The organism is Caldimonas brevitalea (assembly GCF_001017435.1).
Lineage (GTDB): Bacteria > Pseudomonadota > Gammaproteobacteria > Burkholderiales > Burkholderiaceae_C > Caldimonas > Caldimonas brevitalea.
The window spans coordinates 4,550,688-4,564,866 of record NZ_CP011371.1 but is presented as its reverse complement, the minus strand read 5'-3'; the positions used below and the strand labels follow the sequence as shown (position 1 = coordinate 4,564,866).

14 protein-coding genes are annotated in these 14,179 nt (G+C 68.9%); 6 read left to right on the top strand and 8 right to left on the bottom strand.

Features of this window, described 5'->3' with window-relative positions; translation table 11 throughout:
• Window positions 1-30: 30 nt before the first annotated feature.
• Window positions 31-627 (bottom strand): hemerythrin domain-containing protein, encoded by a 597-nt coding sequence (locus AAW51_RS30485; RefSeq protein WP_053013749.1) that lies wholly within the window; start codon window positions 625-627, stop codon window positions 31-33.
• 153 nt (window positions 628-780) lie between these two features.
• Here AAW51_RS30485 and AAW51_RS30480 point away from each other — a divergent pair, with 153 nt between their 5' ends.
• The 3 genes from AAW51_RS30480 to AAW51_RS19145 all read left to right on the top strand — a co-directional run bounded on the left by AAW51_RS30480 (window position 781) and on the right by AAW51_RS19145 (window position 3,922).
• Entirely contained in the window at window positions 781-1,047 is a 267-nt protein-coding gene (locus AAW51_RS30480) for a hypothetical protein (RefSeq protein ID WP_053013747.1), read from the top strand.
• Between the two features lie 14 nt (window positions 1,048-1,061).
• Window positions 1,062-2,045, top strand: a complete 984-nt coding sequence (locus tag AAW51_RS19150) for a sugar phosphate nucleotidyltransferase (protein WP_169788052.1) — start codon at window positions 1,062-1,064, stop codon at window positions 2,043-2,045.
• Window positions 2,046-2,485: 440 nt separating this feature from the next.
• On the top strand, window positions 2,486-3,922 hold the full coding sequence (locus tag AAW51_RS19145) for an RNA polymerase factor sigma-54 (RefSeq protein WP_047195886.1): 1,437 nt from the start codon (window positions 2,486-2,488) through the stop codon (window positions 3,920-3,922).
• Between the two features lie 139 nt (window positions 3,923-4,061).
• Here AAW51_RS19145 and AAW51_RS28370 read toward each other — a convergent pair whose 3' ends face one another.
• Window positions 4,062-5,525 (bottom strand): hypothetical protein, encoded by a 1,464-nt coding sequence (locus tag AAW51_RS28370; RefSeq protein ID WP_053013745.1) that lies wholly within the window; start codon window positions 5,523-5,525, stop codon window positions 4,062-4,064.
• 293 nt (window positions 5,526-5,818) lie between these two features.
• Between AAW51_RS28370 and plsY the strand changes: the two genes are divergently transcribed.
• The 3 genes from plsY to AAW51_RS19125 are packed head-to-tail and all read left to right on the top strand — an operon-like array spanning window position 5,819 to window position 7,240.
• Window positions 5,819-6,514 carry a glycerol-3-phosphate 1-O-acyltransferase PlsY gene (plsY, locus tag AAW51_RS19135; protein ID WP_047195885.1) on the top strand — a complete coding sequence of 232 codons (696 nt, stop codon included), beginning with the start codon at window positions 5,819-5,821 and terminating at the stop codon, window positions 6,512-6,514.
• A 1-nt stretch (window position 6,515) separates the two neighbouring features.
• Window positions 6,516-6,875: a RidA family protein gene (locus AAW51_RS19130; RefSeq protein ID WP_047195884.1), complete on the top strand. Its 360-nt coding sequence runs from the start codon at window positions 6,516-6,518 to the stop codon at window positions 6,873-6,875.
• A 20-nt stretch (window positions 6,876-6,895) separates the two neighbouring features.
• The gene (locus AAW51_RS19125; RefSeq protein WP_047195883.1) at window positions 6,896-7,240 is read left to right on the top strand and encodes a glutaredoxin family protein; all 345 of its coding nucleotides are present in this window, start codon (window positions 6,896-6,898) and stop codon (window positions 7,238-7,240) included.
• 22 nt (window positions 7,241-7,262) lie between these two features.
• Here AAW51_RS19125 and AAW51_RS19120 read toward each other — a convergent pair whose 3' ends face one another.
• From AAW51_RS19120 to recJ, 6 genes are all read right to left on the bottom strand, one after another.
• Entirely contained in the window at window positions 7,263-7,889 is a 627-nt protein-coding gene (locus AAW51_RS19120) for an L-threonylcarbamoyladenylate synthase (protein WP_047195882.1), read from the bottom strand.
• A gap of 26 nt (window positions 7,890-7,915) precedes the next feature.
• A complete protein-coding gene (locus tag AAW51_RS19115) occupies window positions 7,916-8,845 on the bottom strand; it encodes a DMT family transporter (RefSeq protein WP_053013742.1) in 930 nt (309 codons plus the stop codon).
• A 75-nt stretch (window positions 8,846-8,920) separates the two neighbouring features.
• On the bottom strand, window positions 8,921-9,775 hold the full coding sequence (locus AAW51_RS19110) for a 3',5'-nucleoside bisphosphate phosphatase (protein ID WP_047195880.1): 855 nt from the start codon (window positions 9,773-9,775) through the stop codon (window positions 8,921-8,923).
• A 116-nt stretch (window positions 9,776-9,891) separates the two neighbouring features.
• Window positions 9,892-11,016, bottom strand: coding sequence for a PQQ-dependent sugar dehydrogenase (locus tag AAW51_RS19105; RefSeq protein WP_047195879.1), 1,125 nt, complete (start codon window positions 11,014-11,016; stop codon window positions 9,892-9,894).
• A gap of 105 nt (window positions 11,017-11,121) precedes the next feature.
• On the bottom strand, window positions 11,122-12,384 hold the full coding sequence (locus AAW51_RS19100) for a PQQ-dependent sugar dehydrogenase (RefSeq protein WP_047195878.1): 1,263 nt from the start codon (window positions 12,382-12,384) through the stop codon (window positions 11,122-11,124).
• 72 nt (window positions 12,385-12,456) lie between these two features.
• The gene (gene recJ / locus AAW51_RS19095; protein WP_047195877.1) at window positions 12,457-14,169 is read right to left on the bottom strand and encodes a single-stranded-DNA-specific exonuclease RecJ; all 1,713 of its coding nucleotides are present in this window, start codon (window positions 14,167-14,169) and stop codon (window positions 12,457-12,459) included.
• Window positions 14,170-14,179: the final 10 nt, after the last annotated feature.

Genomic DNA, 14,179 nt, shown 5'->3' with positions numbered 1-14,179 from the left:
GCGGCATGGGGGCAGCGGGCCGGTCGCGCTTCAGCGGATGACCTTGTGCTGCTGTGAGGAGCGCGTGCCGCGCGGGGGCGGCAGCGGGGTGCCGGCACCGCGGGCCCCGTGCCCGTCTTGATCGAGGTCGTGATCGGTGTGCGCGCTCGGGGTCGCCTCCCCCTCGCGCTCCAGTTCGGCGCGGCGGGCCTTCATGTCGGCCAACAGCTCGCCCCATTGGATGTCGGCGCGGCTGATCTGCTTGAACAGATCGTTCTCTTCTTCCTTCACGTGGTGCTTCACATATTCACCAAGCACCGTGAAGAGGGCGGCAAACCGGGGGTGGTCGGGTGGGGTGGCGCGCACTTGCAGGATCAGCGCCTTCGCAGCGTCGTGCTCTACCTCGGCTTCCTCGACCAGCCCTTGGTCGTCCAGCGCCGTCCGTGCAGCGGGATAGAACAGCGTTTCCTCCAGCGTCGCGTGCCGCTCGAGGTGCGCACACACTTGCTCGACGTACTGTCGGCGCGCTTCGTGGTCGGTGTCCGGGTCGAGCTTCGCGTAGTCTCGAAAGGCCTTCTTGATCCGCTTGTGGTCGTCTTTCAGCAGGTCGAAGACGTCGGCTCGTGTGCTCGAGTTGCGTGTTGTCATGGGCACTCCTTGTGAGCCGGCGTCGGCCCCGGTCCAGCACGCTTCAGCAATTGCTGTTCCCCGTTTCGGTGCCGTCGGGCGCGTCCCGGCAGGAGCCGGGCTGCAACGGCACGGGCCTTGCCTGACTGGCAACATCTCTTCCTGGAGTAGCGTATGCCCACCTCTTTGCCTCCCGGCCAGAGCCCTGGCGAACCGGCGCGTGTGCGCACCGGCGATACCACGGCCAACCAGGCTCACCACCGGCAGCCCCGGCTTCCCCATGAGCGCGATGAATCGGCCGACAGCCAAGATGAGCAGCAGCCCGAGCAGCGCGACATGATGCAGCAGGCCCATAACGACCTCGAGCGCGGACTGGTCGACACCGATCGCGGCCCGGTGACCGACAAGGTTTACCGGCGCAACCTGCAGAGCCCGAAATGAAGCTGCTGGCCCGCTTGCGGCGCGCCTTCGGCGCATCGCGTGCCGCACCTGACGGCCCGGCGCCTGCACAGGACCTGCGCCTGCGACGGGCCGCCATTCCGGTCATGGCGCAGGGGACGAACGCTTGGCCGGCGTTACACGCGTTGCCGATCGAGATGCTGCCGGTGGTCGACCGACCGCTGATTCACTATGCGGTGACGGAGGCCTTGAGCGCCGGCATCGAGGAATTGGTCTTCATCGTGGACCGCGGCAAACGAGCGCTGGACGAACAACTCGACCTCGAGGTGGACATGCTGCCGCGCGGTGTGCGCGCCCATTTCGTGCGGCACAACGCGGCGCAAGGCGTCGGGCAGGCGTTGCTGGCGGCGCGTCACCTGCTGGACGACGAGGCTTGCGCCGTGCTGCTGCCCGGTCAGGTGACCGAGGCGCGGCCGACGGTGTTGGCGCAGCTCGTGGCACAGTTTCAGCGAACGCCCGGCTCCATCTTTGCCGTCGAACCGGCGACACCGCAAATGACGATGGGCAGCGAGGGGCTGTTGGAAACGGCCGCTGGCGATCTGCGCCTGGCGTCGATACGCCGCGTCGCGACCTCGCTGGATCACCGCCCGCCAGCCGACGCCCGGCTGTGGTCGCCGGTGGGTCGCTGCATCCTCACCAGGGCCGTGTTCGACAACCTCGAGCAGATGGCCGACGCGCAGAGCCCGCACACCGGCGACTTGCGTGACGTGATCGAGGCAGTGCTGCGCACCGAGCCGGCTTTTAGCTATCGCTATTCGGGCCGCTGCTTCGATTGCGCCTCGCCATTACGTTGGCTGGAAGCGAACCTCGTGCAGGCCCTGGAGCACCCGCAACTCGCCGGCGAATTTCAGCATTTATTGCGGCAAACTGCACAATTTGTTCCCGTCAATGAAGATTTGTCGCAAGCTCAGGCGCGCGCTTTGCCAACAGGTGCTGCAGCAGTTACCGGTCGCCCGCGCCTGCGCCTGGTGAGGAGCTGATCAAACCGGACCGGTTCTGGACGCCCTGTCAAGTGTTTCGCGTATTTCAGGGCTATGTGGGCCTCCACTTCTCACGATGCGGCATTTCAGACGCTTCTTGTAGCGCTCTGGGGTTTTGGTAACGACTGCTGCCGATCGATCTTTGCGACCTGATTGACTGGCATAGGGGTTGCTCAAACAGGACGCGTCCGTGAGCGAAAGGCAGTTCCACGCTGCCCATCACGCCGGACGAGAACGGCCACTGGCCGATCTGCTTTCGTTTTTCAGAATCCAGAGTCCGTGCCTATCCTTCCCGCCCTCGCTGACATGCCCGCTCTTGCCGGAGCGAAGGGGCGGCATCGTGTACGACGCCTGGTTCGTTTTCCATCCTTGCTCATTCACATGTGCAACCTCACTGACCTGCCGGCGCCGGGTGTGGGGGTTTTCATCGGGAGGACTGCATGAACGCACCGGTCATTCGACTTGAGCACCGGCAACACCAGACCCTGACGCCGCGCTTGCAACAGGCCGTTCGCCTGCTCCAGCTGTCGTCGCTCGACTTCGCACAGGAGGTTCAGCAAGCGGTCGGCAGCAACCCCTTCCTTGAGGAAGACGCCGACGCCCACGCGAGCGCCGCTGCGGCCCCTGAAGCGGCCACCGCCGAGGCGGTGCCGACCTGGGCCGACGTGACCCCCGTCGCAGCGCCCGCTGCCGACCAGACCTGGGACCGCGAGAGCTGGGGCTCGCCGGGCGGCGGCTCGTCGCGGGGCAGCAGCGGCGACGGTGAACTCGATCTGGTCGAGATGGTCGCGGCCGACGTGTCGCTGCGCCAGCACCTGCACAGCCAGATCAACGTGATGCCCTTGTCGCAGCGCGACCGCACCCTCGCCGGCACCATCATCGAGGCACTCGACGACGACGGCTACCTGCGCCTGACGCTGGACGAGTTGCAAGGCCTGACCGGTTGCGCGCCGCCGGCGGACGAAACCGAGATGAATGTCGCGCTGAAGCTGGTGCAATCGCTCGACCCGAGCGGCATCGCGGCCCGCGACGTGCGCGAGTGTCTGCTGCTGCAGCTCAAGGACATCGAGCAGCCGGCGGAACAAGAACTGGCCCGGCGTATCGTCAAGGAGCACCTCGACCGCCTTGCCACGCGCGACGTCAACGGGTTGGCGCGCGCGCTGAGCGCGAGCGTCGCGCAGGTGGAGGCGGTGTGCGAGCGCATCCGCCATCTCGACCCGCGGCCCGGCTGGCGCTTCGGCCCGTCCAACACGCAGTTCGTGACGCCCGACGTGATCGTGCGCAAGGTGCGCGGTGTGTGGACCGCCACGCTGAACCCCGACGTGATCCCCAAGGTGCGTTTGAACCAGGTCTACGCAGAGTTGTTCCAGCGGCACCGCGACTCGGGGCACTCCGAGCTGGCGGCCCACCTGCAGGAGGCGCGCTGGACGGTGCGCAACGTCGAACAGCGGTTCGCCACCATCTTGCATGTGGCCCAGGCGATCGTGAAGCGGCAGCGTCACTTCCTCGAATACGGCGCGCTGGCGATGAAGCCGCTGGGCCTGCGCGAGATTGCCGAGGAACTGGGGTTGCACGAGTCGACCGTCTCTCGCGTCACCAACAACAAGTACATGGCCACCCCGCTGGGTGTGTTCGAGTTGAAGTATTTCTTCTCGCGCGCCTTGCCCACCGTCAGCGGCGGCTCGTGCTCGGCGACGGCGATCCGCGGTGTGATCAAGGACATGATCGAGGCCGAGGACGCCTCCGACCCCTTGTCCGATGCCCAGATCGCCCGCCAACTCGCGCGACAGGGGCTGAGCGTGGCCCGACGCACCGTCACCAAGTACCGCCAGATGATGCGTTTGCCGTCGGTCGAGAAGCGCCGCAAGCACGTCTGAGGTAAAGCCGCACCGCCAAGGCGCTGCTGTTGCCCGTACCAACGCAAACGCCGGCACTGCCGGCGCTTGTTTTTGGGGGAGGGGCTGCAACGGCGGGCGGAAGACCGTCGCCGTTGCGACCCACCTCAGGCTGGCACGGTCACTTGCTCTTCGACGACGAAGAACTGCCCGACGACGACGCGACGTTGGGACTGCCGCTGGCGCGGGTGGCCGGGTCGTCGCCCGCTGCCGATCCGCTGCTGGCCGACACGCCGCCGCTGCCCGCGGTCGCGCCGGTCGAGCCCGCACCGCTGCCGCTGTTGGCGGTGCCCGACAAGGCACCCAGGCCCGACGTGTCACCGCTCGAACCACGGTTGCCCAGCGAGCCGCCGTTGCCCGCGGTCAGTCCGGTGCTGGTCGAGCCCGAGCCGCTCACGCCGCTCGAGAAGCCGAGGTTGTTGCCGGAGCCGCTTTGTGTCTCGCTGCCGAGGCCGCTGCCGCTCTGGGCCGCGCCGCCTTGCCCGCTGCGGCCCGACTGCTGGCGGGTCTGGCGCCACTGGCCGAACTCTTCGGAGAACTTCTTGTACCGCTCCTGTCGCCAGTGGTGGTAGTCCTCGTCGAGGTTGCGCATCTGCTCGGTGCGCCATTGGTGGTAATCGGGGTCGAGATGGCGTTGGCCCTGGTAGCTGTAGCCCTCGTGGTCGCCGGCCCCGCCGTAGTTGCGCCCATAGGTGCCGCGCGAGCTTTCGTCGTACGACTGGCCGCCGTAGCCGCCGCCACCGTAGCCGCCCTGTCCGGCATATCCGCCGCCATAACCGGCACCGCTGCTGCCGCCGCCATAGCCGCCATACATGCTGGCATAACCGCCGCCCTCGTGCGAGCCATAGGGGCCGCTGTGCTGCTGTTGCCCGCCGCCGCCTTGTTGGCCGTAGCGTTGCGACTCCCCTTGCTGGCCGCCGTACTGGCCCGCATAACGTTGGTCGCTGCCTTGTTGGCCGGTGTAGCGGCCGCCTTGCTGACTGCCTTGTTGGCCATATTGCCCGCCATAGCGTTGTTCGGACCCTTGGCCATAGCGCTGCTGTTCGTGGCCCTGGCCGTACTGGCCGCCGTAGCGTTGGTCGTCGCCCTGGCCGTAGCCGCCGTACGAGCCGCCCTGGCGCGGGTCCTGGCCCATGCCGGAGGCTCCGCCGCCATAACGCCCACCACCGTACTGGCCCCCGCCGTACTGGCCACCACCGTATTGCCCGCCACCGTATTGCCCGCCACCTTCGTACTGGCCGCCGCGCGAGCCCTCCCAGCCTTGCGAGCCGCCGTGCGCGGACTGTGCGCCGTAGCTGCCGCCGAATCCGCCGCGGCTGTATTGGCTGCCGCGCTGGCCACCCGTGTAGTAGTCGCCCATCGAACCACTGCTGCCGGCGCCGTAGTCGCTGCCGCCCTGGAAGTCCGAGCCGCCGCCGTATTCGCCGCTGCGGGCCGTCTCGTAGTCCCGACCCCCGGCGCGCCCCTGGCCGGACCCCCGGTCCTGCCAGCGATCGCTGCCGCCATAACGCTCCTCGCCGCGCGCGCGGTATTCGTCGTCACCGCTTTCGGGGCGTCGCTGATCTCCATAGTTGCGCTGATACATCACGGTTCCTTTCACAGTTGTGGGTGATGGCTCCTGCTGCCCGCGGGAGGAATCTGAGCCGTGGCGGCCGACCGTGGCCGCAGGCGCTTCTACAAGCGCGTGTAGGCTTTACCAAGGCCAGGGGGCAACGGCGGCCGCGGGACGTGTGTAAGAGATGCCCGCACGCAGTAAGCGTTTCGAGCAAGGGATGTTCCTATCGGCGGTTCGCGGCCCGCCACGAAGGCTGGCCTCGTGCCGCCCGGAGTGCACAATGTGGGTCGCGTTTTTCAAGGCTTACCGCGCAGCAGAACTTCATGCAGAGCTTCAACATCGTCCTGGCGACCCTGGTCGCCTATCTGATCGGGTCGCTGTCATTTGCGGTGATCGTCAGCCGCCTGATGGGGCTGCGCGACCCGCGCACCTACGGCTCGAACAACCCCGGCGCCACCAACGTGCTGCGCTCGGGCAACAAGGTTGCGGCGCTGCTGACGCTGCTGCTCGACGCGGTGAAGGGCTATCTGCCGACGCTGTGGGCCGTGCACTACGGCGGCCCGCTCGGCATCGGCGAGGGCGGCGCCGCCCTGGTCGGGCTGGCGGCCTTCGTCGGTCATTTGTTTCCCGTCTTTTTCCGCTTCCAGGGGGGCAAGGGCGTGGCGACCGCCGCCGGTGTGCTGCTGGGGCTCGACCCCTGGCTGGGCCTGGGGACCTTGGCCACCTGGGTCATCATCGCGGTGTTCTTCCGCTATTCGTCGCTCGCGTCGCTGGTGGCCGCGGTGTTCGCGCCGTTCTTCCAATTGCTCGGTTGGGGCGCTGGCCCGGTGCTGGGCGCCGTGATCGTGATGAGCATGCTGCTGGTCTGGCGCCACGCCGCCAACATTCGCAAGCTGATCGAAGGCAAGGAAAGCAAGATCGGCCAGAAGGCCGCGGCGCCCGCCGCAGCGGCTGCGTCGACGGCCGTCCACCCTCACGCGAAACCCCACGCCAAGTCCCATACACGCAAAGGTCGCTGAGATGGTTCACAGATTCCACGTCGGGCCTCGCTTGTCCGAGATGGCGGTCCACAACGGCACCGTCTATCTCGCAGGCCAGGTGCCGGACGACGCCACACTCGACATCCGCGGGCAGACACGCGAGGTGCTGGCGATGGTCGACCGGCTGCTGGCCGAGGCCGGCACCGACAAGCGCCATCTGCTGATGGCGCAGATCTTCTTGCCCGACCTGGCCGACTTCGACGGCATGAACGAGGTCTGGGACGCCTGGGTACCGGCCGGCCACGCGCCGCCGCGGGCCACCGTGCAGGCGGCCCTGGCTCGGCCGGGCTGGAAGATCGAGATCGTGGTCACGGCGGCGTTGCCGCAGCCGCGAGCCTGAGGCGGGCTGCCGTGGGCCGGATGCGTCGCTTCGCCAGCCTGGGGCTGTTCGCCGCACTGGTGCTCGCCGCGGTGGGGCTGGCGCAGCACTGGCAGGAGCGCGCGACGGTGCAGGTGCTCACGCAGCAGGCGCGCCCGGGCGACATCGTGATGTACACCACCACCGAGTGTCCGTATTGCGCCCAGGCGCGGCGCTGGATGACACAACGCGATGTCCCTTACACCGAGTGCAACATCAGCGTCAGCCCGGCCTGCCAGCAGGCCTACGAGCAGCTGCGGGCCGTGGGGGTGCCGACCTTGGTGGTCAAGGGGCAGCGCCAGACCGGCTTCGACGCCGAACGCGTGGCGCGGGCGGTGGCCCGCTGAGCGAGGCTGCCGGCTGCCGGCCTCAGCCCAGCCCCAACGCTTCCAACCGCCCCCGCCCGTGTCGCACCACGGTCGGCTCGTCGCCGCTCAGGTCGATCACGGTGGTCGGCTCCATCGGACAGGCGCCAGCGTCCACCACGGCCTGGATCTGCCGCTCGAAGCGCTCGCGGATCTCCTGTGCATCGTTCAAGGGTTCACTCTCGCCCGGCGGGATCAGCGTCGTCGCCAGCAGCGGCTGGCCGAGCACCGCGAGCAGCTCCTGCGCCACACCGTGCTCGGGCACCCGCAGGCCGATGGTGCGGCGCGACGGGTGCGACACCCGGCGCGGCACTTCCTTGGTGGCCTCGAGGATGAAGGTGTAGGGCCCGGGCGTGCCGAGCTTCAGCAGGCGGTATTGCCGGTTGTCCACCTTGGCGTAGCTGGCCAGCTCCGACAGGTCGCGGCACAGCAGCGTCAGGTGGTGCTTGTCGTCGACACCGCGGATGCGGCGCAGGTTTTCGGCGGCGTTCTTGTCGTCCAGGTGGCACACCAGCGCATAACTGGAGTCGGTCGGCACCGCGGCGATGCCGCCGGCATGGAGGATCTGCGCGGCCTGCTTCAGCAGCCGCGGCTGCGGGTTGTCGGGATGGACTTCGAAGTACTGGGCCATGGTGTTGTCGTGATGTTTTGTATGGGTCAGTCGCCCACCGTGTCCAGCGCCACCGTCGGCACCGGATGCCGGCGTTGCACCTCGCGCATGTTGAGCCACACCGAGGCGGCGCCCGCGGCCGCGATGACCAGCATGCCGGTGAGCGCCCAGCGATCGGGCAGATGGCCGAACACCAGCATGCCGCCCAGGGTGGCGAACAGCAGGGCGCTGTAGCTGAAGGGCATCAGCGTCGAAGCAGGTGCGGTGCCCAGTGCCAGGATCAGACACAGGTGGCCGATGGTTCCCATCGCGCCGATCAGGCACAGCAGGCCCCATTGCGCGGGGCTGGCCGCGACCAGCACGTCGACCACCGCGACGGGGCTCCACCACGCGCCCAGGCTGACCACAACGGCGCCGACCAGACCGGTATAGAAGTGCGTGGTGTAGGGGTCTTCGAGCGACGACAGCCGGCTCGTCAGCACCTGGAACACGCCGTAGGCGAGCGTGAGGCCGAGCGGAAACACCACCGGCCAGCCGAACACCGCACCTCCCGGCCGCACCACCAACAAGGCGCCGAGCAGCCCGATGCCGACCAGCGCCCAGCGCAGCAGCGAGACGCGCTCGTGCAGCACCGTCGCGGCGAGTACCGTGACGACCACCGGCGTCAGCATCGCGACCGCGGTGAACTCGGCCACCGGCATGTACTGGAGACCGAAGAACGACATGCAGCTGGTCGACAGCAGCAGCGCGCCGCGCAGCAGCTGGAAGCCGGGGCGCGCGACGCGGAATGCCGCCTTGCCGCGGCGTGCGAGCCAGCCGGCCATCACGATGGCTTGGAACAAGTAGCGCGACCACAGCAGCACCAGCACCGGCAGGGCGGCGCCGACGTATTTCACGGTCGTGTCCAGCGTCGCGAAACACGCCGCCATCAGCAGGATCAACGAGATCCCGAGCGCAGGGTGCTGCTGTCGGGTCATGATCGGGTCAGGTGCCCGCTGGGCCGGGGGCAAGCCGGCCACCGCGGCCGAGCCGCGCCTCCCCGACCGCGCGCATCAGCGCCACACCCTGTCTTGCAGCGCTTCCCACACCGGGCTCAGCTCGCCCGGCAGCGGTGGCAGGGTGCCGAGATCGGTGTGGCTTTCGGTGGGCGAATGGAAATCGGACCCGCGTGAGGCCAGCAGCCCGAACTCCTGGGCCAGCTTGGCGTACTTCACGAAGTCGTGCGGCGTGTGACTGCCGGTCACCACCTCCACGCCGCGCCCGCCCAAGTCCTTGAACTGCGAGAACAGGGCGTACTCTTCGTTCGCGCTGAACTTGTAGCGGCCGGGGTGGGCCACCACGGCGATCCCGCCGGCGCCGGTGATCCAGCCCACCGCATCGGGCAACGTGGCCCAGCGGTGCTCGACATAGCCGGGCTTGCCCTCGGTCAGGTATTTGCGGAACACCTCTTGCGTGTCGCGGCACACGCCGGTCTCGACCAGATGGCGCGCGAAATGCGTGCGCGAGATCAGCTCTGGGTTGCCGACGTATTTGAGCGCGCCCTCGTAGCTGCCCTGGATGCCCACGCGCGCCAGGCCTGCGGCCATTTCGCGTGCCCGCAGCTCGCGGCCGCCGCGGGTGCGCCGCAGCCCTTCGGTCAGGGCGCTGTCGTCGGCGTCGAAGCCGAGGCCGACGATGTGGACGGTTTCACCTGCAAAGGTCACCGACACTTCGGTGCCGGTCAGGTAGGGCAGTTGCAGCGCGGCGGCCGCGGCGCGCGCCCGCTGTTGGCCGCTGACTTCGTCGTGGTCGGTGAGCGCCCACAGCTGCACGCCGTTCGCCTTGGCGCGGGCGGCCACGTCTTCCGGGCTGAGAGTGCCGTCGGAGACGCTGGAATGGCAATGGAGGTCGGCGTTGAGGGTGTGCACCCCGTGATTGTAGAGAGGGCGGAGGGCCCCCGCTGTGGCGACCCGGAAAGGCCTTGTTGCGCCGCAGCACGACGCGCCTGACGGTCGGGCGCCTGCGCGTCGCCGGGCCGCGCCGGTCAGCGTTGCAGCCGCAGCACCTTGCCGTCTTCGCTGTCGGTGAGCACGTAGAGCCAGCCGTCGGGCCCCTGGCGCACGTCGCGGATGCGTTCGTTCAGCGTCTGCAGCAGCCGCTCCTGCCGCACCACCTTGCGCCCGTCGAGTTCCAGGCGCAGCAAGGCCTGGTTGCGCAGCGCCCCGACGAACAGGCTGCCTTGCCAGCCCGGGTAGCGGTCGCTGGTCACAAACGCCATGCCGCTGGGTGCGATCGACGGTGTCCAATGGATCAGCGGCTGCTCCATGCCGGGCTTGGCGTCGCCCTCGCCGATCTTGAAGCCGGTGCCGTACTCACGACCGTAGGTGATGACCGGCCAGCCGTAGTTCTTGCCCGCCTCGGCGATGTTGACCTCGTCGCCGCCTTGCGGCCCATGCTCGTGCGTCCACAGCTCGCCGGTGGTCGGGTGCAGCACCGCGCCTTGCACGTTGCGGTGGCCGTAGCTCCAGATTTCGGGCTTGGCGCCGGCGCGGCGCGCCAGCGGGTTGTCGGCCGGCACCTTGCCGTCGGGCTCGATGCGCACGATCTTGCCGAGATGGTTGTCGAGGGCCTGGGCCTGGTCACGCAGGCTGAAGCGGTCGCCCAGCGTGATGAACAGCCGCCCGTCGCGGGCGAACACCAGCCGCGAGCCGAAGTGGTTGCCGCCGTCGTAGCGGGGTGTCTGCCGGAAGATCACCGCCAGGTCGGTGAGACGTTCGCCCTGCAGCTTGGCACGCGCCACGGCGGTCGCATTGCCGCCATCGCCGGCTTCGGCGTAGCTGAGGTAGATCCAGCCGTTGTCCTTGAACTGCGGATCGACGGCGACGTCGAGCAACCCGCCCTGGCCGCGGTGGTCGACGGCCGGCACGCCTTGCAGCGGCCGGCTCAGCGCGCCTTGCGCCGACACGACACGCAACCGCCCCGGGCGCTCGGTCACCAGCATGCGACCGTCGGGCAGAAAGGCCAGGCTCCAGGGATGCTGCAAGCCTTTGGCCACCGTGACCGGTTTCAAGGCCTGGGCGCCGGCCGCACCGGCCCACAACAGCAGGGCGAAGGCCGCCGCGAGGGCCCGGCGGCTCCCGCGCAATACACCTCGAGGGGGTCGAACCATGGCACGCGCTCCAACGGAAGATGGCAGGCGCGTATCGTGCCGCAAGGGTGCCGCCGCTGCCAAGGGCCGCTTGCTTCCCGGGGCGGCCGCGGCCGCCCGTGCCGCTCAGCGCTCGACGCGCAGCAACTGGCCCTCGGTGCTGTCGGTCAGCACATACAACCAGCCGTCCGGGCCTTGGCGCACGTCGCGGATGCGTTCGTCGAGGTCGCCCAACAGCTTTTCTTTCGCCAACACCCGCTCGCCGTCGAGCGTCAGTCGCCACAGCGCCTTGCCCGCCAATGCGCCGGTGAACAGGTTGCCGCGCCATTCGGGAAAGCGGTCGCCGGTGTAGAAGGCCAGGCCGCTCGGCGCGATCGAGGTGGGGGTCCAGGTGGTGAGGGGTTCGACGAAGCGCGGTGCATGGACGCCGCCGCCGATGCGGCAGGCGTCCCCCTCCGGCGAGTTGTATTCGCAGCCGTAGCTGACGAGCGGCCAGCCGTGGTTGGTGCCGGGGCGGGCCACGTTCACCTCGTCGCCGCCCTGCGGCCCGTGCTCGCAGACCCACAGCTCGCCCGTCTCGGGATGCAGCGTCGCCCCTTGGATGTTGCGGTGCCCGTAGCTCCACAGCGAGGCTTGCAGCCCGGCTGCGTTCGCATAGGGGTTGCCGGCCGGGATGCCGCCGTCGGTGTCGATGCGGGCGATCTTGCCCAGATGATTGGCGAGGTTCTGCGCCTGGTCGCGCTGGCTGTCGCGTTCGCCCAAGGTGACGAACAGGCTGCCGTCGCGGCCGAACACCAACCGGCCGGCATAGTGTTTCGAGCCGGCGATCTTCGGAGACTGCCGAAAGATCACGCGGCTGTTCTCGAGGCGGGTGTGGTCCGCCGACAGCTCTGCGCGCAGCACCGTGAGGCCGTTCGTGCCGCCGCTCTCAGCCGGCTCTGCATAGCTGAGATAGAGGCGCCGGTTGGTGGCGAAAGCCGGATCGAGGACCACGTCGAACAAGCCGGCCTGGCCTTCATAGAACACCGACGGCACGCCGGAGACGCTCGCGTATTGCTTCAGATCCTTGTCCAGCAAGCGCAAACGGCCCGGCTTCTCGGTCACGAGCGCCCGCCCGTCGGGCAGGAAACACAAGCTCCAGGGCTGGTGCAGGCCCGAGGCGAGGGCGGTGACGCGCGGCACGACCGGCGTCGGGTTCGGCGCCGGATTCGGGGCCGGAGTGGGGCTCGGGCTGGGCGTGGGCGCCGGGGCCGGGTCGCCCGACGAGCCGCCACCGCAACTCGGCAGACCCGCGGCCGCCGCACTCAGCGCGGCGAGACGCGCGAGTGCACGACGGCGGTCGAACTGCGGTGGGTTGTCTTGCTGATCGGGTCGCGAATCCTGAGCCATGGTCGTGGTTTTTGGTGGCAAAGTTGGCAGGTTAGCGGTCGCTCCGATGCCGGCGCAACGCCGCCGATCCGCTCAAGCCACCCCTTCGACCACCAGCTGCACGCGCTGCACGCCGTTGTATTCGTCGAGCGACAGCCGAAACGCGAGCAGCGCCCGCTCCGGCAGCGGCTCGCTGCGGCCGAACCAGATCGCGTCACGCACCGCGCCGCCGCACCGCACCGCGAGCTTCAGGTGGCGCTCGCCCACGATACGCTGCGAGACGATCTCCACCTCGTCGCTGAACACCGGGGCTTCGAAGGCCTGGCCCCACACCTCACGGTCGAGCACCTGCACCACCTCGGGCGCGAACCACCGCGCTTCCAGCGGCCCGTCGGTGGCCACCGTGCGCGACAGCAGGGTCGGGTCCAGCCACTCCGCGGCCACCTGCTGGAAGGCCTGCTCGAAAACGTCGAAGTCTTCTTCTTCGAGGGTGCAGCCGGCCGCCATCGCATGGCCGCCGAATTTCTTCAGCACCCCCGGGTGGCGCTTGCTGACCAGGTCGAGCGCGTCGCGCAAATGAAACCCCGGGATGGAGCGGCCCGAGCCTTTCAGCAGCCCGTCCTGGCCCAGCGCGAACACGAAGGTCGGGCGGTGCAGCTGGTCCTTCAGGCGCGACGCGACGATGCCGACCACACCTTCGTGGAATTCGGGGTCGAAGATGCTCACGGCCGGCGGCGGCTCGTCTTCCGGCATCAGGCTTTCGAGCAGCATCTCGGCCTGCTCGCGCATGCCGGCCTCGACGTCGCGCCGTTCGCGGTTGATGCCGTCGAGCGTTTGCGCCAGCTCGGTGGCGCGCTGCACATCGTCGGTCAACAGGCATTCGATGCCGAGGGTCATGTCGGCCAGCCGGCCGGCGGCGTTGATGCGCGGGCCGAGCGCGAAGCCGAAATCGAAGCTGCTGGCGCGCGCCGGGTCGCGCTTGGCCGCCGCGAACAAGGCCGCCACGCCGGCATGCATGCGGCCGGCGCGGATGCGCTTGAGGCCTTGCGCGACCAGGCGGCGGTTGTTGGCGTCGAGCTTCACGACGTCGGCCACGGTGCCGAGCGCCACCAGGTCGAGCAGCGTGTCCAGGCGGGGCTGCTCCTGCGGCGTGAAGGCGCCACGGCGGCGCAGTTCGGCGCGCACCGCCAGCAGCACGTAGAACATCACGCCCACGCCCGCCAGGCATTTGCTCGTGAAGCCGCAGCACGGCTGGTTGGGGTTGACGATGACATTGGCGTCGGGCAGCACCAGCTGGTCATCGACCAGCGCCGGCAGGTGGTGGTCGGTGATGAGCACGTCGAGCCCGAGCGCGCGGGCATGCGCCACACCTTGCAGGCTGGCGATGCCGTTGTCGACCGTGATCAGCACGTCGGGGCGCTGCTTCATCGCCAGGTCGACCACCGCTGTAGACAGGCCGTAGCCGTGCACCGCCCGGTCGGGGACGACGTAGCTGAGGTGCTCGCGACGCGCCCCGAGCAGGGCCAGGCCGCGCAGGGCCACTGCACAAGCGGTCGCACCGTCGCAGTCGTAGTCGGCCACCACACACATGCGTTTGCCGGCCGAGATCGCGTCGGCCAGGAACACCGCCGCCGCGTCGCTGCCGTGCAGGGTGTCGGGCGGCAGCAGCCGGGTCAGCGAGTCGTCCAACTCGTCGGGGCTGGCGATGCCGCGCGCCGCGAACAGGCGCGCCAGCAGCGGGTGGACGCCCGCCTGTTCTAGCGCCCAGGCAGCGCGCGGCGGAACGTCTCTGGAGGTGATCTTCATCTTCGTCGCA